This is a genomic window from Streptomyces sp. NPDC091279 (genome assembly GCF_044757465.1).
Taxonomy (GTDB): Bacteria; Actinomycetota; Actinomycetes; order Streptomycetales; family Streptomycetaceae; genus Streptomyces.
The window spans coordinates 221,793-240,956 of sequence record NZ_JBIVVA010000012.1; the positions used below are offsets into that span (position 1 = coordinate 221,793).

The 19,164-nt window shown below is 69.6% G+C and carries 17 protein-coding genes; 3 read left to right on the plus strand and 14 right to left on the minus strand.

From position 1 onward, the window contains the following. The first annotated feature begins 220 nt into the window (after positions 1 to 220). Together ACIQOU_RS29025 and ACIQOU_RS29030 are read left to right on the plus strand one after the other, a co-directional pair. Complete coding sequence (locus ACIQOU_RS29025) at positions 221 to 388, plus strand: hypothetical protein (protein ID WP_401541068.1); 168 nt, start codon at positions 221 to 223, stop codon at positions 386 to 388. A gap of 9 nt (positions 389 to 397) precedes the next feature. Continuing rightward, a complete protein-coding gene (locus tag ACIQOU_RS29030; protein WP_401541071.1) occupies positions 398 to 751 on the plus strand; it encodes a hypothetical protein in 354 nt (117 codons plus the stop codon). A 619-nt stretch (positions 752 to 1,370) separates the two neighbouring features. Here the strand turns inward: ACIQOU_RS29030 and ACIQOU_RS29035 are convergent. From ACIQOU_RS29035 to ACIQOU_RS29075, 9 genes are all read right to left on the minus strand, one after another. Beyond that, positions 1,371 to 2,200, minus strand: a protein-coding gene (locus ACIQOU_RS29035) for an IS5 family transposase (protein WP_401541311.1) whose coding sequence is annotated in 2 segments (ribosomal slippage) — positions 1,371 to 1,864 and positions 1,864 to 2,200 — 831 coding nt in all. Because the reading frame shifts where the segments join, the coding sequence is not laid out codon by codon here. Then, the gene (locus tag ACIQOU_RS29040) at positions 2,187 to 3,125 is read right to left on the minus strand and encodes a hypothetical protein (protein ID WP_401541073.1); all 939 of its coding nucleotides are present in this window, start codon (positions 3,123 to 3,125) and stop codon (positions 2,187 to 2,189) included. The genes ACIQOU_RS29035 and ACIQOU_RS29040 overlap by 14 nt, the downstream gene beginning before the upstream one ends. 682 nt (positions 3,126 to 3,807) lie before the next feature. Beyond that, entirely contained in the window at positions 3,808 to 5,262 is a 1,455-nt protein-coding gene (locus ACIQOU_RS29045) for a DUF6177 family protein (protein ID WP_401541075.1), read from the minus strand. Beyond that, positions 5,259 to 5,459, minus strand: a complete 201-nt coding sequence (locus ACIQOU_RS29050; RefSeq protein ID WP_401541078.1) for a hypothetical protein — start codon at positions 5,457 to 5,459, stop codon at positions 5,259 to 5,261. The genes ACIQOU_RS29045 and ACIQOU_RS29050 overlap by 4 nt, the downstream gene beginning before the upstream one ends. Positions 5,460 to 5,869: 410 nt before the next feature. After that, complete coding sequence (locus ACIQOU_RS29055) at positions 5,870 to 6,334, minus strand: hypothetical protein (protein WP_401541081.1); 465 nt, start codon at positions 6,332 to 6,334, stop codon at positions 5,870 to 5,872. Between the two features lie 33 nt (positions 6,335 to 6,367). After that, complete coding sequence (locus ACIQOU_RS29060; RefSeq protein WP_401541084.1) at positions 6,368 to 8,704, minus strand: hypothetical protein; 2,337 nt, start codon at positions 8,702 to 8,704, stop codon at positions 6,368 to 6,370. A gap of 2 nt (positions 8,705 to 8,706) precedes the next feature. Continuing rightward, positions 8,707 to 9,105 carry a DUF6507 family protein gene (locus ACIQOU_RS29065; RefSeq protein WP_401541087.1) on the minus strand — a complete coding sequence of 133 codons (399 nt, stop codon included), beginning with the start codon at positions 9,103 to 9,105 and terminating at the stop codon, positions 8,707 to 8,709. 60 nt (positions 9,106 to 9,165) lie between these two features. After that, on the minus strand, positions 9,166 to 9,477 hold the full coding sequence (locus ACIQOU_RS29070; protein ID WP_401541088.1) for a pore-forming ESAT-6 family protein: 312 nt from the start codon (positions 9,475 to 9,477) through the stop codon (positions 9,166 to 9,168). Between the two features lie 67 nt (positions 9,478 to 9,544). Then, positions 9,545 to 9,877, minus strand: a complete 333-nt coding sequence (locus ACIQOU_RS29075; protein WP_401541091.1) for a hypothetical protein — start codon at positions 9,875 to 9,877, stop codon at positions 9,545 to 9,547. A gap of 454 nt (positions 9,878 to 10,331) precedes the next feature. On the opposite strand from ACIQOU_RS29075, the gene ACIQOU_RS29080 reads away from it, so the two are divergent. Further along, positions 10,332 to 11,861, plus strand: coding sequence for a glycosyl hydrolase (locus tag ACIQOU_RS29080; protein WP_401541314.1), 1,530 nt, complete (start codon positions 10,332 to 10,334; stop codon positions 11,859 to 11,861). An 83-nt stretch (positions 11,862 to 11,944) separates the two neighbouring features. On the opposite strand, the gene ACIQOU_RS29085 is transcribed toward ACIQOU_RS29080, so the two are convergent. The 5 genes from ACIQOU_RS29085 to ACIQOU_RS29105 all read right to left on the minus strand — a co-directional run bounded on the left by ACIQOU_RS29085 (position 11,945) and on the right by ACIQOU_RS29105 (position 19,163). Then, a complete protein-coding gene (locus ACIQOU_RS29085; RefSeq protein WP_401541093.1) occupies positions 11,945 to 12,688 on the minus strand; it encodes a hypothetical protein in 744 nt (247 codons plus the stop codon). A 119-nt stretch (positions 12,689 to 12,807) separates the two neighbouring features. Beyond that, the gene (locus ACIQOU_RS29090; RefSeq protein WP_401541096.1) at positions 12,808 to 14,640 is read right to left on the minus strand and encodes a type IV secretory system conjugative DNA transfer family protein; all 1,833 of its coding nucleotides are present in this window, start codon (positions 14,638 to 14,640) and stop codon (positions 12,808 to 12,810) included. Further along, the gene (locus ACIQOU_RS29095; protein WP_401541098.1) at positions 14,637 to 16,265 is read right to left on the minus strand and encodes an ATP/GTP-binding protein; all 1,629 of its coding nucleotides are present in this window, start codon (positions 16,263 to 16,265) and stop codon (positions 14,637 to 14,639) included. Before ACIQOU_RS29095 ends, ACIQOU_RS29090 begins: the two co-directional genes overlap by 4 nt. Further along, positions 16,265 to 17,755 carry an SCO6880 family protein gene (locus tag ACIQOU_RS29100; RefSeq protein WP_401541101.1) on the minus strand — a complete coding sequence of 497 codons (1,491 nt, stop codon included), beginning with the start codon at positions 17,753 to 17,755 and terminating at the stop codon, positions 16,265 to 16,267. Before ACIQOU_RS29100 ends, ACIQOU_RS29095 begins: the two co-directional genes overlap by 1 nt. Positions 17,756 to 17,861: 106 nt before the next feature. Continuing rightward, the gene (locus ACIQOU_RS29105; RefSeq protein ID WP_401541104.1) at positions 17,862 to 19,163 is read right to left on the minus strand and encodes a hypothetical protein; all 1,302 of its coding nucleotides are present in this window, start codon (positions 19,161 to 19,163) and stop codon (positions 17,862 to 17,864) included. Position 19,164 lies beyond the last annotated feature (1 nt).

Sequence of the window (19,164 nt, forward strand, 5' to 3'; positions counted from 1 at the left end):
AGGCGAGGGCCGGAGGCGTACTGGTCCGGTGTGCCAGCATGACGAGCGTTGGTATCGGGGCGGTGAACGGGGGCTCTTCGGTCAGCACGAAGTACTGCAGACAGCCCGGCGAGTAGAGATCGGCACGGTGGTCGACGTGGGAATGGGGACTGCCTTCTTGCTCAGGGGCCCGAGAGTCCGGTGCATCGTGCCCTCTTACAGGGCGGTCAATCGTGTGGGCATGGCGCCGGGCGCGGCCACCAGACTGAAGTCGATGATCTTCAAGGTGCCGTTGGGTGCCACCATGACGTTCTGCGGTTTGAGATCCCCTGTGCACGAGACGTGCGGCGTGCACGGCGAACAGTCCGGCGGTGATCTGCACGCCCGCGGCGCCGGTCGCGTCCACTGAGAGTGGACCGTGCTCCGACACGAGATCCACCACAGTTGCTACGCCCGGGACGAGCTGCATCACGAAGTGCTGCATCGCCTTTCTTCCACCGGCGTTGTGCAGGGTCGCGACGTAGGGATGGTCGACTCCGGCGAGAGTGGCGGCCGCACGCCGGAAACGCCGGACGATGCGCTGCCGTTCGTCGTCGGAGTCGAGGAGTTCCGGACGAATGAAATTGAGGACGACCAGACGCCTCAGATGCAGGTCGGTGCATTCCCATACCTCGCGCATCGCTCCATGGCCGATCGGCGTGCGTACCTCGCAACGATCGGCGATGCGCTGTCCCCGAGCCATCCGGGGGCCTCCCCCAAGGTGTGTACGTAGCCGGTCCGTCCCGGACCATCACGGTGCGTGCATGGTCGCTGACGATCCTAGGTCAGCACGAGAGGACCTGGGAGCGGACGAGTAAACCGAAATAGTCTGAAGCTACCGAATCCTTTGCCGACGCCCGGCTCCACGAGGGTTGCGTGCCATCAGGAGCGGTGTACGACTCACGGTGCTACGCCGTATTCAAGGGGACGGGACAGAGTGCTGGGGACTTTCATCGGGCGTGGGAGCAACGGCGTCTGACGGCGGGCCGGTTATTTCGAACAGGGCGGCCGGTCAGATGCGGAGATCGGACGGCAGCTCGGTGTGAGTGCGCAGGCCAACGCGAGTGGAGCCTGAGGCGAGTAGCTTTGCCCGCCATGGGAGATCTCCGTGTGCGGGCTCATTGCCGGCAGGCGGCCCTTCGCCGTCGCAGATCCGACTTCCTGGCATGCGACTTCTCGACCTTGGCCGCCTCTATTCTCCCGTGGTTGCCGCGGCTGGGACTGGATGACCTGGCAGTCCTGGGGTCAGCGGTTCAGCAGGTCGCTCGGTTCGTAGCGCAGCAGGTACGACCTGACTCCCTGCTCATTCACCCTGTAGACCGTGACAGCTGCTAGGAGTTGTCGTCAAAGTGTCAGGCCCACATCAGGATCGATGCGAGGGTGACGGCTGCCTTGTAGGACTGAGCGGTCTTGTCGTAGCGGGTGGCGATGCCTCGCCACTGCTTGAGGCGGTTGAAGCACCGTTCCACGACGTTGCGGTGCTTGTAGATCTCCTTGTCGAAAGCTGGGGGGCGGCCGCCGAGGCTGCCCTTGCGGGCCCGGTTGCGGACCTGGTCGGCCCGCTCGGGGATGGCGTGCCTGATGCCGCGGCGCCGGAGCCAGGTGCGGATCGCCTTCGAGCTGTAGCCCTTGTCGCCGATGACGTGACCGGGCCTGGTCCGAGGCCGGCCCGGACCGAGGCGGGGCACCCGGATGGCGTCCATCATCGTGGTGAACTGCGTGCAGTCGTTGGTGTTCCCGCCGGTCAGGACGAACGCGAGGGGGCGGCCGACGGCGTCGCAGGCGAGGTGGATCTTGCTGGTCAGTCCGCCTCGGGACCGGCCGAGGGCCGGGCTGTGGTGCCCCCTTTTCGGGCCCCGGCGGCGTGCTGGTGGGCGCGGACGATGGCGGAGTCGACCGACACGAGCCAGTCGATGTCACCCGCGGCGTCCGCCTTCGCCTGCGCCGCCTGGAGCATTCGGTCGAACGTGCCGTCCGCCGCCCAGCGGCGGAAGCGGGTGTGGAGGCTGGTCCACGGGCCGTACCTTTCGGGCACATCCCGCCAGGGGACACCGGTGCGGAACTTCCACACGATCCCGTTGAGGACCGTGCGGTCGTCCAGCCGGGGCCGCCCCAGCACAGGCCGGGGCAGCAACGGGCCTATGAGGTCCCACTCGGCATCAGACAGTTCATGGCGACGTATCACCACCCCATGATCCACAATCCAAGATCACTTTGACGACAGGCCCTAGGAACTGCTCCTTGATCATCTGAGCTCGCTGCCGTTCCTTCCCGGCCACGTCGCTGATCCACGTCTCCACGTGGTCGGGCAGCTTGAAGGTCAGTCTGTAGGCGTCCGGGGCGTCCCTGGGCGTCAGCATCCACTCCGCTGCCTCCGCCTGCCCGACGCGCCTGATCCTGACGGGGTGGTCCGGCTGGAGGTCCGCGTAGGCGAGGAACTCCTTCTTGTCCTCCGTGGCGAGCGGGAGGACGAAAGGCGCGGCTGGAAATCCGAGCAGGAGCTCCCGTTCGCTCTGCTGGTGCAGGGCAGTCGCGAAGTCCGCCAGCGTTGCGCTGGCAACTGACCGAAAGAATTGTGCGCTGGTCGTCGCCGAGGGAAGCTCGTCGTCCGCGCCCGTGCCAAGTGCCCGCCTCAGCTCGGTGCGCATCCAAGCGACGGGGAACGATGTCACCTGATACTGCGTCTGCGCGTCGTAGAGATCGCTCGCGGCGCCCCGGATAGCGGCGCGCAGCCACTCGAAGGACTCACCCGAGAGGTCGACCAGCGAGATCTGATGGGCGAGGGCATAGTCCTGAGCTTCAGGCGTGAAGCCGTTCGCGGAGAACAGCGCGTACGAGTACTTGAAGCGCCGCCTCGGACGGGACCCCGGGAGCATGACGAAGTTCTCGTTGACGTCGTGTACCACGCCGTGTGCGTTACGAACCACCTCCAAGCGGCAGGGCGTCCGGTAGAACTTGGCTTCGAGGAAGAGGCGAACCGGCAAGGAGAAGGCTGGGGTGAAGGGGAACTCGCCGAGGACGTCGACCTGGTGGTGGGCTCCACGGCCCTTGACGCGCAGCGTGCCGCCATTGGCCACGAGCTCGACCGGGTCCTGAGCCTCGCTCACGAGCAGTCGTATCCGCTCTCCCGCAGGAGCCAGGCAAGCGACTCCTCCAGGAGATACCCGCGCAGCATCGCCCGTGTCGCCATGTTGCACCCCCGTCCGCCCGCGCCCCTACGGCCCGATGTCATCGCTCATGGCCTGATCGATCATAGGACTAGCCCGCAGGCAAGCCAGCCAGCTGAACCCTGCTCAGCGCCACCGCTGCGGCTTCGGCAACGCTGAACGGCCATGACGAAGACGAGCCACCGTGCCCCCAGGACTTGGCCGGCACCCTGGGCGCCTGCCGAGACAGTCACTGCCTGAGTTCAAGAGCAGCCGCGAAACGGGCGGGTAGGTTCGGGACGCCGGTGTGCGCGATAGCAGGCGACCTCGCCTGGAGGCGGCCCGATATTGCGCCCGGCCGCAGGCTCGGTCGGTGCGCCCTGTCCGCCGAATGCGTGAGCGATGCGTGAGCGGACGGGGCAGCGCCATCTGGACCGGGCATCACGCCGTCGAGCCCGACGGGTCGCTGACCAGGAAAAACCGGACCGACCGTGATCACGGATCACCATCCATCACGATCATGCAGGCTCTTGTAAAGCGAAGGTCGTCGGTTCGAATCCGACAGGGGGCCCCGAGAGCGGGCAGCACGTCGGCCCCGGTTTCCGCTGCTCAGGCGGGGCCGGGGTCTTTTTCATGGCTACGTCTAACGGGTCGCGCCCGGGTGGTTCTTGAGGTGGCTGGTGAGGTTCTGGAGTGCCGCCCAGGCTTCGGGGTCGGTTCCGTCGCCGAGGGGGTAATGGAGGGCCGGGTGGCCAGGGGCGCCCAGTTGCCGTGGCTTCGTGGCGAGGGGCGGGCGGCGGGCGTGGGTGAGGCCGACGGCGCGTACGTCGGGTGGGCCGAGGGTGAAGGAGAGAGGGACGGGCGGGGCTTCCAGACGCGCGGGCAGGGTGAGGTCGGCGCGGGCGTGGCGCAGGGTGGTGAGCATCGTGGTCAGGGCGTGTTCGTCGACCAGCGTGGCGGCGAGGGATTCCAGGACGTCCAGGGGGACCTCGGCGGGGGTGGCGTAGCCGAGGGTGAGAGTCGTGTCCTGGGCGACACCGGCGGTGGTGCGGGTGACGCGGTGGGTGGCGACGGCGGGGCGGTCGGGTGTGCCGATGGCGATGAGATGGGTGGGTGCGGGAGCCCGATTGCGGGCGAGGTCGGTCAACTGGCGTGGAGACCAGGGCAGGTTGACGGGTTCGGCGGTACCCCAGCCGGCGGGCGGTGCGCCGGTGAGGTGTCGCCAGGCCGCTTCGAGGGCGCGGCCCAGCACGAGGTCGCTGTCGGCTGCGTGCACCGTGCGGAACGAGACGGTGAGCTGTCGTTCCCCGGGCGGCGTGGTCGCTGCCCTGAAGGTGTCGGCCACGGCGGTGCCGGACGGGGCGAACGTGCCGTCCTGCCAGGTGAGTTGGGCGCCGGACAGGCCGTCGTAGTAGCCGCCTGCCGGGTTCTGGATCACCCAGCGGTTGGGGGCGCCGGCCAGCGCGGTGCGCAGCGGGAGGGTGAGGCGGACGTGGGCTGGTGTGACGAGGTGGAGTGCGCGGTTCGACCCTGCGGTGGCGCGCAGGATGTCCGAGAGCCACGCGGTGAGAGGGACGAGCGGGCGGTCGGCCAGGACGACCGCGGTCGAGCCGGTCAGGACGTCGACGATGGGGAGCGCCGAGGGGGTCGTCCCGGTGGGGTCGTCGTCCGGCGCTCCGGGGGACGCGGGTGTCCGCTCGTCGAGTGTCGAGTCGTCCGGGACGGCGACGCGGGCGGTGTGGGCCGCGCCGGGTGGCCAGGTGGTCCCGCCGAGCAGCATCGTCAGGCGTCCGCACACGGACCCGGCGAGGGGCTCCGCCTCGGGCACGGCCGTGGAAGCCCGTGCCTCGGTCCACCAGAACGGCGTCTCGGGCACGCCCATCGAGGAGCCGAGGAGGCGTTCTGCCTCGCCGGGTATGTGGACGAGCAGCGGGGCCTCGACGGAGACCAGCGGCCGGCCCGCCGCTGTGCACAGCTGGATGACCGCGCCGTCGTCCGTCGCGGTCACGTTCAGCTCGGGGCCACCGGCGTGCAGGCCGGCCAGGAGGGAGCGGGTGTCGGGCATCTTCGGGGTGAGCGCGATGACGTCCTTGGTCACGCCCGGGCCCCCATGAGATCGGTCTCCGCCGCGATGGCCGTCCGGATCGGCTCGTACGGGGAGCGGGAGGCGCCCGCGACCCGGCGCGCGAGGACGAAGCGCAGCCCCGCGTCTCCGTGGCCAAGGACCTTGGCCGACCGCCTGCGCCGGACCGGAACCGACTCAAGAAGCTGACCGTCGTCATTCTGGGCCGACATGACTCAACTCCTCGTATCTCCACGGAACAGGCGGGGCGCGAACGAACTGACCCCGCCCTCAACCAAGTTGGCGGGCCGTGGCGCCCTCACCGGCCTGCGAGGCGGGGCGTGAGGCGGGGAGCGCGTGACACATGGTTCAGACGTCGAACTCGCCTACCCAATCACGTTCGAGGAGATGTTTCTGAAGGTAATCCGACTCCACGTTGATCGGGAAGCCCGCGTCGTATGCCAGGCATACGATGGCCGAAGGGCCAAGGGCTACAGAGCCGCCAAGGTAATTCGACCTAGACGGTGGCCGAGCTTCCCAGGTTCTGGATGCTGTCTTCCAACTCCTCGAACAAGTCACGCAGGGCAGTCTCATCCAGCAACGCTTTCCTGGCGTGCCGTGCCACGCTCGCCGTCACCGGGCTTCAGCTTCCGCCTACGTCAGGGGTCACATGCAGCACTGCCTCAGCGTTGGCGATCATCCGCGTGATCTCGATAGGGAGGTGCTGGAACTCTTCCATCACCACGTCATAGGGCTCGACGCGACGCAGATCTCCGTCCAGGCCCTCGGCTTCGACTAGGTAACGGAAACCTGCCGGAGAACTCGCGTCTACCGCTTTGATCCAGGTCGCACCACGTCGACGAACGAGTACGTCGCCGAGGAACGAGATCAGATCGGTATGGAGCGTGATCCAGTCCGATTGCTCGAACTCATCCAGCGGCAGTCGCGAGACATAGTTTTCCAGGGCAGGAAGAACTGCCAATGGGTCCGCGTCAAACTGGTCACCGGGGACACCCAGCATCGAGGCAAGACGTTGCGCGTTCCGGTGTGCACCTTCCGCCCAGCCCTCAGCTGTAGCAGCCAACGGATCTGGTGTCTTGCTCTGCATTCGAATCAGCCTTTCAAGTCGACCAGTGAACTGCTACTTCTTAGGTGTTGGACCGTACTCAAGGAAGATAATCCTTGCCTCTACGAGGTAATCCCGCAACTCCTTCGACGGGCCCGCGTGCGTGAACGACCAACGTGGATCATATCGTGGGTCCTTAAGGCGCAACGCGATGTCCTTGTGGATCTGTTCCTTGATGTGCTTACTCAACGGAACTTCACCCTTCACGGCTTTTTTGGACCCGTCGTGCAAAGTGATCGTGCGGTACTCCCTGTATGTCTTCACCTCTACGGCAAGTGTGCGCCCGTCGGGCATGTCTACCGGCACATCGACCTTGCGCCCGCCCTTGGCCGTGACGGGGTACTTGGGGTCTTGGTTCGTGGCTACCGGATAGTGACGCTCTGCGCCGCCACCGTACATCTGGCGGTGGAACTCCTCCCCGTTCGTCCAGCGAGCACGGGGATCATGAGCCTTCCGCACGGCGTCCAGGGTCAGTGGACCGTCCGCAGGGAGCAGCGCCGGCCTCGTCAGGTCCTCCTGGTGCCCAGCATGAGGGTCCGCCCCTTCCGAGGCTGCGGAGGATCTTGATGTGTCCTCGCCGCTCTCGTGACCTGCCGTCCCAGCCGGGGAGTTGTCGCCGCCCGTCTCGTGACCCTCATCAGCGTGGTGTCCAGTTTCTTCGTGGGCTGGAGGACCGGGTTTCCCTCCATGGGAGGTGCCGCTCCCAGCGCTGCCGTGGGCAGGTCCCGGTGGCCCCTCGCCATGACCCAACTCCGCAGAGGTGCCTGACGAACCAGAACCCGGCGGTGGGTGCTTGACCGATTCGGTGGGGGCCGACCGAGTCGGAGACGTCTCGCCGACGTTCGCGTCCCCTGCGGCTGATCCGCTGCTCGAATGCCCGACGGAGCGCGACCCTGCCTCGGCGGCAGTCCCTGCGTGTTCAGAGCGTGCTCCAATTCCAGCCGGTTCGGGCTCTCGGACTCCTGGGACCGACGAGTGCGGTGTGGAGTCGAGGACCTCACGGTCGGTGGCTGACACCTCGACCTTGGCGTCAGTGACGTGCTGGCGCACGCTGCCGTCGGCGTTGAGGACGTGGCCGTCGGAGGTGAGGTAGACCGGGTTGCCTTTGGCGTCCAGGTATGCGACGGCGTTGTCCGGTATGGAGGACGGGCGTTCTGCGAGGGGCGTGGGATGTTCGGTGTATCTGTCGCCGAGGTTCGCCAGGTCCGTGTAGGTGCCGGTGTGGAGGTTCTTCAGGGTGGTGAAGGTGTCGCCGACCTTGACGAAGGCGAACTTGCCCGCCTTGCCGATGTAGGTCATCGGGTCGATGGCCCGGCCGACCTTGCCGGCCACGGACAGGGCGCGGGCGGCGGTGCCCGCCTTGCCCGCTCCGCTCACCGCGCTGCCGACGCCTTCGGTGCCGACCACGGTCAGGACGTTGAATCCGAACGCGCCGGCCGCGCGGGCCGGGTTGGTCTTCCACTGGTCGTAGGCGACGAATCCTTTCACCGTCTGCTTGTAGACCGTGCGGGAATCGCGGAGCCAGGAGGGCAGTCGGTCGTCCGGGGTCAGCCACCACGCGCCCATGGTGGCCGTGGTGAGCGTGGAGGCGACGCCCAGTTTGGCGAGGTTCTCCCAGGCTTCGCCGGCCGCGTCCCAGCCGTCCGAGCCGAACAGGGTGCCCAGGCCGTGGACCGTGCCGATGACGCCGTCCTGCCAGATGCCGTCCCACACCTGTTTGGACTGGTGAGCCAGCCAGGCCCAGCCCTCGTACTCACGCTCGACCGCTGTGCCCCAGGGGGTCTGCCCGGCGTGGTCGAGGTCGTCGGCGCTGTAGCCGTACATGTTCTTGCCGTGGGAGCCGTCGTCGGCGGTCAGGTTCGTTCCGCCGATCAACGCCATGACTTTGTTGTAGGCGGTGCGTTCGGCGGCCTGGAAGGCGGCGACCGTGTGGTTGACGTCGTGCCACAGGTCGTTGTTGTGGTCGACCTTGTCCTGGTCCTTGCGCCAGTCGTCGTCCCCGGTGACCGAGTTCACGAACGTGGTGGCGTCGGCCTTGAGCGCGTTCAGCTTCTCGGCCAGCGGCTGGACTTCGAGGCTGTAGTCCGACAGGGCCGCGGTGACCTTCTCCAGGTCGTCGGCGAACGTGTCCGACTTCTGCCGCACCGGAAGCGTGGTGGCGAACAGTTGCTCCGCCTCCGGCGCCTCGTAGAACGCGGACAGGCCCTGGAATTCGGTGTGCACATCGGAGCCGGACGCCCGGAACTGGCCCGCGTCCGCGGTCAGCAGCATCACATCGGTGTCGAGCGTGGCCAGGTCGCCGATGAAGTGCGGAATCCCGGACGGATCGATGAGCTTCGCCCCGTCACTCATCGCTACCTGCCCTCCGGGTGCTGGTTCGTCCCGTCCGTGCCGGGTATGTCGATCTTCGGCTCCTTGGCGGCCTCGCGCTGAGCGTTCGCCGCCTGTTCCAGGGAGCCGGCCAGGTAGCAGCGGGTGGCCTCGTCCGCTCCCTCCATGGACTTCGAGGTCCGCTCGGCGATGTAGAGGAGGTCGCGGCCCCAGTGCTGTGCGAGCTGGCTCAGTGCCGAACCGACCAGCCCGACCGTGCTGGTGTACGGCCCGTACTGACTGGTCAGCGTCCCGGCCGCGGAGGCCGCTTCCTCAAGGTTGCCCTGAATCGCCGAACCCGCCTCCGACAGGTTCTTCGCCGCGGTACCCGTCCTGGACAGCACGCCGTACACCCCGGCCGGATGGATGTCCCACCTCGCCACAACAATCCCCCTCGTCCCGTACCGCCAGGCGCATCTGACCGGCGTGAGCCTGCCGCTGGATCAGCCGATGTTGTCGACGGCCGACTTCGCTTTGGTGAGTGTGGAGTGTGCGGTTCCGTCGTTCTGTTCCAGGGTGCTGCGGACCAGGCGGATGATCTCGCGGACTTCGTCGGCGGCGTGGTGCCAGCGGACTTCTTTGCCGTGGTATTCGTCGGCGACGCCGTCGGCGGTGAAGTCGGCCATGGCGGCCTTGACGGCGGTGTCGCGGTCGGTGAGTACGCGTTCCAGTTGGCCGATGACGCCTTGCAGGCTGCCCTGGACCTCGCCGGAGGCGTCGGTGTCGTAGGAGTGGCGGTCCTGGTTCTGGCCCATGGTCGGGTTCCCCTTCGAAAACGCTGACGGTGATGGTGACATGGCGGTTCGGCCGCGGGGGACCCGTTCAGCGTGCGCTGAAGCGGGCGGCGTCGAAGTTGGCGGCGCCCATGTGGTGGTGGGCGTTGTCGCCCAGTTCCTCGTCACCGGTGCCGAAGGCGTGGTCCATGCCGGACTGGCCGCCCAGGATCGCGCCGAGGGAGGCGTTCAGTTCGTTCGTGATCTCGTCGGCGTGTGCCTTGAAGGTGTCGAACGCGGTCTTGCCCGCGCCGTTGAACTTGCCCTCCAGCGGCTCGGCCGCCTGGATCAGCCACTTGATCAGTGTGCCCAGGTCGTCGTTCGATCCCGCGGTGCTCTTCCCGAGAACCGACAGGGTCGTCGAGCCCATGTCGAACTTCATTCACCCACCCCCGTAAGTGTGTTGTGCGTGACCGCTGCTGCTTGTGTGCCGTGGTGTCCTGTCGCGGCGTTCGCAGCTCACAGTACGTAGAACATGTTCTCGTATCAGGTGTTGCAGGCGCAACGCGGAACGGGGTGACGTGGCGTGATCTGGTTCATGGGAGGGCGTGAACGCCCCTCGTGCCCGCGCGGCAGAGCCGCATGTTGAAAGCAGCCCCGCGCCCCTTGCGCGCGCTGCTCGGCTGTCGGCTGCACGCTCGGGCTCGTTGGTCGCGACAACGGCCTTTGCTTTCGAGCGAGTTGGCTCCCGTTTCTGTGAACCCCCCAGGGGGTGGAGACGTCGTGGGGAGGCGGGCGGGGTTATGGGCGTCCGCTCGAATGATCGGTTTTCGATCCGAGAGGCTTGTTTTATGCGGTTTCCGCGCAGACGGTCGCTACTGTTCGCGTTCTTGTTGGTGGTCGTCGCCGTGACGGCGGCGGCCTCCTCGTTCCACAACTCCGACGACTCCGTGCTGGCCGGTGCCGACGGTGAGCACACCATCACGTTGCAGAACAACACCGCCGAGAAGGTCTGGGTCGGCAGCACCGTCAACGCCGACGGTTCGACCGCGCTCACCGGGCTGCCCGTGCTCGACCCCGGGCAGTCGGCGACGGTCACGATCCCCGAGCGTTCCGGCGCCGGGCACTGGCGGGGCACGTTCTTCGCCCGGCAGGGCTGCTCCGGCGACGAGGGCAGCACGTTCCACTGTGCCGTGGGGGACTGCGGGCCCTACGCCGATCACTGCACCACCGGTGAACAGCCCGCCAGCCTCGCCGAGTTCAACTTCGACCCGTCGGACTCGCTGGCTCCCTGGTACGACGTCAGTTACGTCAACGCCGTGTCGGTGCCCGTCACCATCACCCCCAACGACGTCACCCCGCCCGAGCAGGGCGAATGTGCCGTCTCCGGCTGCAACACCGACATCCTGTCGGCCTGCCCCGCCGACAACCTGACCCGGGACTCCGCCGGGAAGCCGCTGGTGTGCGTCAACCCGAACCGGGACGCCAAGACCGCCTACAGCGACGCCGTCACCGGCAAGTGCCCCAAGGCGTACGCCTGGTCCAAGCAGGACACCGAGCCCGGCAACCAGACGGTGTACCAGTGCACCAAGTGCAGCGGCATGACCGTCGCCTTCGAGGGCACCGGGCAGACCCAGGCGGCCCCGCCGGTCACCCAGCAGCCCACGTCCGAGCCCGCCGCCCCGACCGGCGTCGCCGCCTCGGCCCGTAAGGGGGTCGGCCTCAACCCGGTCGACGGCGCCGCGCAGGCCCTCGCCTCCTCCGGTTCCGCCTGGTACTACAACTGGGCCTCCTCCACCGGCGCTGTCGCCCAGCCGCAGGGCGTCGAGTACGTCCCGATGATCTGGGGCCCCGGCTCCGTCACCGACGCCGAACTCGGCGCCGCCAAGGCCTCGGGCACCGAACTGCTCGGCTTCAACGAGCCCGACTCCGGCACCCAGGCCAACCTGAGCCCCGAGCAGGCCCTCGACCTGTGGCCGAAGTTGCAGGAGACCGGGCTGCGGCTCGGCGCCCCCGCCGTCGCCTCCGGCGCCGACCAGGACGGCGGCTGGCTCGACCGGTTCATGAAGGGCGCGAGCGACCGGGGTCTCAAGGTCGACTTCATCCCGTTGCACTGGTACGGCGGTGACTTCGGTCCCGGCGCCACCGAGCAGCTGCGCAGCTACATCCAGGCCGTGCACGACAAGTACCACAAGCCGATCTGGCTGACCGAGTACGCGCTGATCGACTTCTCGCAGTCGACCCCGCGCTACCCCAGCGAGCAGGAGCAGACCGACTTCATCAAGGCGTCCACGCACATGCTGGACAGCCTCGACTACGTCGAGAAGTACGCCTGGTTCGCCCTCAACACGCAGACCAGCCCGACCGGTCTCTACGACGGGGCGAACGCCAACAACAGCGGGCGCACCTACCACGATGCCAGCTGACCGCAGGTGAGTTGACGTGCGTGAGCCGGTCCCCACGGCGGTGGGGACCGGCTCACGTGTATGTCGCGAGAGTGTGAACTCGCCTAGTACGTCCGTGCGTTGTGTTCCGTGGTCTCCGCCAGTCGCCTCACCAGTTTCTCGAAGGCTCCGTCCTCCGTGAACTCCGGGCGGCCCGCGTCGTGGTGGACCAGCCGGGTGAGGGTGCCCTCGCGCCACCAGTAGACGTCGGGGCTGACCCGCACCGCCGACCCCTCGAAGGCGGACCGGGCGTGGGCGGCCAGCGCGTTCAGCGTGCCGACCAGGCTGGTGTCGCGCGGGAACTCCAGTGCCCGGAACGCGAGTTGGTGCCGGTCCGGCATCGCGACCAGGGCGCCGTCCGGGCCCGTTTCGGCGCCGGTGACCTGCTCGATCAGGGCGTCCAGGGCCAGCGCGCGGCTCGACGTGAACACCGACGCGCCCCGCACCACGTCGAACCGGATGCTCCCCGCGCCGCGCAGCACCGTGTGCCGTTCCACCGGCAGCGCCCGCAGGTTGGCCAGCGCCCGGTCCCGCAGGTCGTCCAACTCGCCCAGGGAGCCGAGGTGTTCGTCGGGCAGGGGCAGCGCCGCGTTGTCCAGGTCCAGGGTGAGGACGTCGCACAACCCCGGTGCCAGCGGCCGGAGATGGCCGTAGGGCGCCGACCCGACGATGTCCCGGGTGGTGATCCAGGGGAGCAGGCGGGCGCGGATCTCCTCCCGGGGGAGCGGCAGGAACGGCGACGGGCGCTGGAAGATCCACATGGCGGAGTCCTTCCGGTCGGGCGGTCCGACGGCCGTCGACTCGGCCATGCGCCGCACACCGCTCCAACGGGACCACGTCGGCAAGGGTTCAAAATCCGGTCGTGCCAAGAGCCCGGCGCGCAGGGGGAGTTGGCCTGCTGGTCGGGCTCTTGAGGGGACGGGGCCGGTTACTTGTCCAGGGTGACCGCTCCGCGTTGCCAGCGGTTGCCGGTCTGTGTCGGGGTCGGCTCCGGGGGGTGGATGCGGGACCAGGCCTGGGTGGCGCGGGCGGTGATGGCCGCCGTCTCCGCCTTGGCCGCCGCGGAGATCTCGGCGGCGCCGGGCTCCTTGTACCAGGGGCGCAGCCGGATCAGGGCCGGGCGGACACCGGTGGCCAGGAGCAGCGCGGTGCCCTTGGGCAGGGCGCGGATCTTGTCCGGCGGCAGCACCTGGTCCTGCCGGTAGGAGTAGGAGCGCGAGACGCCCTCCTTGCCCTTGGAGTAGGACGGGGTGCGCACATCGTGCTGGCCGACCAGCTTGGAGATCTTCTCCACGAAGTCGGCGTCGTCCAGGCCCGCGCCGAGGAGTTTGACGGTCGCCGCGCTCCACAGGGCGTCCATGCCCGCCTCGCCCCACACCCGGCTGCCCTGCCGGTAACTCTGAAGCAGCGTCACGACGTTGATGCCGCGCGAGCCGAAGTGGCTGTAGAGGTCGGGGAGATCGGAGATGCGGCAGACGTTGGCGGCCTCGTCGAGGACCGCCGTCATCGGCGGGTCGAGCCGGCCGCCCATGCGTTCGGCGGCGACGACCCCGGCGCGCATCGTCGCGTCGGCGAGACCGGCGATCACCCCGGCCGCCGAGCCACCGCCGTCCTTGGACAGCAGATACAGGGTGTCGGTGCCCAGGACGTGCTCGTGCGGGCGGAACTCCGGCAGGTTCGGGTCCGGCGTCACCCACGCCACGATCTCGGGGTCGAGCAGGCAGGCCACGCACTGGCGGGCGGTCTCGTAGATGCCGTCGCGGGTCTCCACCGCGCCGCGCACCGTGCCCTGCAACTGCTCGGCCATCGCGACCATGTTGACGTCCCGCAGCAGGTCGACCGGGGTGCGGTCGGCCGGGTCGGCGAGCCAGGTCAGCAGGTCCAGGACGGAGGCCTGACCGCGCGCGGCGGCCAGGAACAGCGCGGTGAGGGTGTTCTGCGCGGCCGAGATCCAGAAGTCCTTCTTCGACGCGTCGTCGTTGACGGACGCCACGAAGTGCCCGGCGAGGCGGCGGGCGCCCTCGATGGTGTGACAGTCGGCGAGCAGGTTCCACCACATGGCGCGCTCGACGTGCGCGATGCCCTGCGGGTCGAACGTCCAGACCCGGCCCGCCTGTTCACGGGCGGCGCGGGTGACGGAATACACGTCGGACTTGTTGGACGTCAGCAGCACCGCGCCCTGGGCGCGCAGCACCCGGGGGACGGCGATGCCGGTGGACTTGCCGGCCCGCGGCGCCATCAGGTCCAGCTCCACGTCCTCGAAGGAGGACCGCAGTTCGGGCCCCTTGGGGTCGAGGTCGCCGAGCAGGTTGCCGGTCTCGTCCGGGTGCAGCCGGTCCCGGCCCTTGAGGGAGGGCCGCAGATCACGGGCGCGGGCGGCGATGCCGTCGGGGCACATCGAGGCCAGTTCCTTGCGCCCGGCCAGGCCCTTGGAGCGGGTGAGCGCGCCGATGACCTGCCGGGCGAGCAGCACCGCGCCGACGACGCCCGCGCCGAGCACGACGACGATCCCGGCGATCACCCCGACCGGCGACGCGCCCGGCCACACCGCGCCGGGCCCCTCGCTCAGCAGCGTCCCGAAGGTCGCCAGGCTGAACGACGGCGGCTGCCAGCCCCCGCCGGACAGCGCGGCGCCCAGGGTGCCGCCCAACCAGGCGCCCCCGAACAGCACGCCGAGCACGGACGCCACCAACACGATGCTCCAGGGCGCCAGTTCGCCCCCGAACGAGCGGGCCTTGGCGGCGTTCGACGACGTACTCACGACCCCCACCTGCCGCCCGGCTCGCCGTCGGTGATCTTGCGGAGCTGGGCCGCCTTGGCGGCCGCGGCCTCGTTGGAGACCCAGCGCTTGTTGGTGTCGTGCAGATGGCGTTCGGTGTCGGTGATGGCGACCTTGAGCGGGATGCCGGGGCGGCCACCGACCTTGATGAGGAAACGGCCACGGCCCGGCGGTTCCTCGCGGTCGCCGTGGGCGGCCCAGCCGGGCGGCGAGGACCACGAGGAGACCAGTTCGATCTCGCGCCGGGACAGGCCGATGACCCGGCCCAGATCCTCCATCTCCTGACGCGGCAGCCCCGCGACGACGACCATGCCGGCGCGTTCCACGAAGCCGCGCGCCTTGGCCCGGTCGGAGTCGGTGCCGAGCGCCTCGGCGTCCTTCAGGGTGTGGGTGATCTTGGCGTCGCCGAGACCGAGGGTGCGGTTGAGGCGGGTGAGGGCGTCGATGCGGTCGACGATGCCGCTGGCCGCGCGCAGCGGACGCCACAGCTCGTCCAGGACGGTGAAGAACCAGCGCCGGGGCGCCAGTCCGGCGTCCGCGAGGGCGTGCGAGGCGGCGACCGTGCCGAGCCCGTCGGACCAGGCCGCGAGCATCGCCGCCGCCGTGAGCTGGGTGTCCGCCTCACCGATCCGCGAGATGTCGATGCAGACGGCGGTGGCGTTGAGGTCGATACGGGTCGACGTCTCGGAGGCGAACGTGTCGCCCAGCGGGCCGTCCAGGATGCCGAGCAGCGACCGGTGCAGCGGGTCGACGGCGTTGCGGTACCGCGTGTCGTCACCCCGGTCCAGGGTCACCGCGCGGACCCGGTCGGGGCCCTCGGTCAGCACCCGCAGCAGGTCGGGCAGGAGCGGCGCCTGCCCGGCCGGGGTGCGCTCACGCAGATGGTGCAGGGCCGCCGAGAGCACCGACTGCTCATGGTCGTCCATCGGCCGGTTGCGGACGATGGTGATGAGCGCGGCGACGACGTTGAGGACCCGGCCGTGCGCGTCGGCGGCGAGAATGCGGCCCGCCTCGCCGCCGATCTTCTGGGCGGCGGCGCCCATCGAGCCCGGGTCGAGGACGTTGATGCCGCCCGCCCCGCGCCCGATGGAGATGATCTGGCCGCCCAACGCCCGCACGGTGTCCGCGTAGTCGGGCTTGAGGTCGCCCAGCACCAGCGGCACCACCCCGGTCGCGGCGAGCCCGATCAGCATGCGGTTGATCAGGGTGGACTTGCCCAGACCCGGCATGCCCAGCATGAACAGGGACGGGTTGGAGATGTAGTGGGCCCGGGTGAACCAGGACAGCGGGTCACCGCAGACGGTGGCGCCGGTGTACAGGTGCTGGCCCAGCGGGACGCCGGTCATCGGGGCGCCCGAGCCCGCCGCGAACGGCCACAGGCCGCACGCCTGCACGGTGGTGGCACGCCACATCGTCGGCGGGTCGAGGTTGCCGATCTGCCCGCCGCCGGGACCGTGCCAACCGCGCGGCGGCGGCAGGGGGTTGGGGTCGGGCTTCCGCTTCGGCGGGGGCGCCTTGCGCACCGGCGGCGGCGCGGTGCCCTCGTCCTTCTCGGGCCCGCCCGGCTCCACGACCTGGGCCGGACCCTTCTGCTTGGTCTTCGCCATCAGAGGGCTTCCTTGAGTTCGCGGGGGACCAGGGTGTGTTCCCACGGGAGGATGCCGGCGGGCAGTGTGCAGCTGAACGCCGCCGCCTGCATCCGGTCGGCCGGGCGCATCAGCAGCCGCGCCGACGCCAGCAGGTTGCGCACCGCCACGCCCGCGTCGGCCAGTTGGGAGTCGCTGTCCACGGTGACCGTCACCATCAGCGAGAACTCCACGAGTCCGGCGCCGGTCGCCTCCTCCACCGCCGTCTGCTCGGCGGCCCGCACCTCGGTCGCCGCCCGCGCCTGCACCATGCCGCGCTTGGAGGTGGCCATGAACTGCGCCGCCCGCCGGTCCGCCTCGACGATGCGGGCCGAGGTCGCCGGGTCGATCGGCCGGTACAGCAGCGCCACCCGCTTGCGCCGGGTGCCGGGCGAGGCCTCAAGGAGGCCGCGCAGCACGCTGGAGCGGATGGTGCCGCGCGGGGCGAGGGTGAGCATCCAGGTCCGGGAGACGCCCGAGTCGTGCTGGTAGGAGTCGACCTTCTCGACGGTCGCCGAGGGGCCCGCGTCCTCCCAGCTCACGCCCGCCGAGCCGTACTGGGCGCGGGCCTCCATGACGTCGCCGGAGACGGCCGGGTCGTAGGCCACGCGGACGACCTCGGAGATCCGGTCGGCCGACAGCGCGATGGCGGGGCCGCCGCCCGCGTTGACCAGGCCGAGCAGCAGGCCGGGGATGCGGATGGCGAGGTCGCTGATGACGTCCTCGATGTTGCGCTTGGCGCCCGGCGGGACGCCGTACGTCAGCGAGATGTACGTGTGCATCTCGGAGGAGGCCGACGGGTAGCGGTCGACGACCTCGCGCATCACGGCCTTGGCGGCCTCCGGGGCGTCGTCGCGGATGCGCGGCAGCACCTCGTTGGCGAGCCGGGAGCCGGTGTCCGGGGCGGTCTCGACGATGACGCTGGCGCCCTTGAGGCCGGGCTCGTGGGAGAGCCGGGCCAGCCAACCGCCCCACGAGGCGACCCAGTTGTCGACCTGGTCGGGGTCGACCAGCGAACCGCCGTCCGGCTCACAGCTCAGGACGATCGTGTACAGGTTGCGGCTGCGGTGGTGCAGCACCCCGAACGGCTGGTCGTAGGCGTCCCGGCCCTCGGACACCGTGACCCGGCTGAGCAGTCCCGGCGGGCGGAACCGGCCACCGGGGCGCTGCGAGAGCGGGCCCGAGACATAGCTGGTCGCGCCCTTCGACTTGCGCTGGAACCAGCCGATGCGCAACGCCACCAACTGGTAGATGTTGCGGCCGTCCTGGGTGCGCAGCGCCATCGGCAGCATGAGCAGGGTGAGCGGGATCGCGAAGCCGAGCGCGAGCGACAGCGACGCCAGCGAGAGCATCAGGGTGATCACGAGCCCGCCGAACACCCCGACGGTGCCGACGAGACCGAGCGGTCCGAGCCCCGGCCGCCGGGGCCGGCGCCAGTTCCCGTAGGTGGGTTCGATGATTTCGGTTGCCATGAGGGTTCCTGTTTCCCTGGGGATCGAGGGGGCCGCCGTCCGGCCCGGACAGTGCACGGGGGACGGACGGCGGCCTCGGGAGCTGACGCGGGGTCAGGGGGCGGGGTCAGTGGTGGCCGTGTTCGCCCTCCCGGTTCGCGCCCTCCACTCCGCTCTGCGCGACGTTGGCCGCGCCCTTGGCGATCGCGCCGGTGATCTGGGCCGCGACCATGGCGGCTCCGAGCGCGGTGGGCATCTTGGAGCCCCCGCCCCCGCCCCCGCCGCCACCGCCGCCACCGCCGCCGCCTCCGCCGTTGGAGCCGCCGCCGTTGTCGCCGCCGCCTCCGCCGCCGGAACCGCTGCCGCCGCCGGAACCGCCGCCGCTCGCACCGCCGCCTCCGCCGCCGCCCGAAGCGCCGCTGCTCTCGCCGCCGCCGCCTCCGCCGCCGGAACCGCCGCCGCTCTCGCCGCCGCCCCCGCCGCCGGACGAGCCCGACGGGCTGCTGGAACCGCCGCCTCCGCCGCCGCTCGCGCCCTGCATGGCGCCGCCGGCCAGTGCCTTCGCGCCGGTGGCCATACCGCCGGCCGCCGCGCTCGCGACACCCATGGTGGCCGCACCGACCCCGTCACCGCCCAGCGCGCCCACCGCCGGGACGATGAGCCTGAGCAGCGCGGGCATGGAGATGGCCGACAGCAGCAGCATCGCCATACCGGCGATCTGGGCGTTGACCTGATTCGATCCCGTCGAGCTGACGAGGACCGCGCCGGTGTACACCACGAGACCGACGGCCGGCTTGTACAGCAGCCAGGCGACCAGCCAGCCGATGTGCTTGCGCCACCAGGACGCGCCCCAGTCCGTCATCGAGGCGGCGGCGGCCAGCGGGAGCGTGCCCACCAGCATGACCATGATGCCGAGCCGGACCCAGAGCAGGATCATCTGGATGATGGCCGAGATGATCAGCAGGCAGCCGACGATCAGCATGACGATGGGCGGCACGTCGCCACCGCAATTGAGGCCGTTCATCAGCTTGTTGAAGCTCGCGACGAGCAGATACGTGGAGTACCGCTCCATCACGTTCGCGAACCCGGCGATCAGGGTGGTGGCGAAGACGGAGACCACGACGACCCGGGCCAGACCCTTCAACGCCGTGACACCCGCCTCGCCACGCCGGTCGAGGGCCATCTTGATCGAGGCGAAGAGCAGCGAGCCGACCGCGAGGTAGGCCACCAGCCATTGGGTCTCCGCGCTGACCTGGTCGGCCGCTGTCGGGTCGTTGGAGCTGATGTCGGTGAAGGCCGACGCCATCAGGCTGAGGGCGCCACCCATGACGATCTTGCCGATCAGGGTCATCATCGTGCCGACCGGGTCGGTGAACATGCCCCAGAAGTCGATCGAGTCGTCGCAGCCCGAGGCCGCCAATAGCATCATG

What these genes read in the sequence shown, in the direction of transcription:
- ACIQOU_RS29100 (WP_401541101.1), bottom strand. Translation starts at nt 17,755, where the DNA reads ATGGCAACCGAAATCATCGAACCCACCTACGGGAACTGGCGCCGGCCC.
- ACIQOU_RS29050 (WP_401541078.1), bottom strand. Translation starts at nt 5,459, where the DNA reads ATGTCGGCCCAGAATGACGACGGTCAGCTTCTTGAGTCGGTTCCGGTC.
- ACIQOU_RS29075 (WP_401541091.1), bottom strand. Translation starts at nt 9,877, where the DNA reads ATGAAGTTCGACATGGGCTCGACGACCCTGTCGGTTCTCGGGAAGAGC.
- ACIQOU_RS29085 (WP_401541093.1), bottom strand. Translation starts at nt 12,688, where the DNA reads ATGGCCGAGTCGACGGCCGTCGGACCGCCCGACCGGAAGGACTCCGCC.
- ACIQOU_RS29095 (WP_401541098.1), bottom strand. Translation starts at nt 16,265, where the DNA reads ATGGCGAAGACCAAGCAGAAGGGTCCGGCCCAGGTCGTGGAGCCGGGC.
- ACIQOU_RS29105 (WP_401541104.1), bottom strand. Translation starts at nt 19,163, where the DNA reads ATGATGCTATTGGCGGCCTCGGGCTGCGACGACTCGATCGACTTCTGG.
- ACIQOU_RS29025 (WP_401541068.1), top strand. Translation starts at nt 221, where the DNA reads ATGGCGCCGGGCGCGGCCACCAGACTGAAGTCGATGATCTTCAAGGTG.
- ACIQOU_RS29055 (WP_401541081.1), bottom strand. Translation starts at nt 6,334, where the DNA reads ATGCAGAGCAAGACACCAGATCCGTTGGCTGCTACAGCTGAGGGCTGG.
- ACIQOU_RS29070 (WP_401541088.1), bottom strand. Translation starts at nt 9,477, where the DNA reads ATGGGCCAGAACCAGGACCGCCACTCCTACGACACCGACGCCTCCGGC.
- ACIQOU_RS29060 (WP_401541084.1), bottom strand. Translation starts at nt 8,704, where the DNA reads ATGAGTGACGGGGCGAAGCTCATCGATCCGTCCGGGATTCCGCACTTC.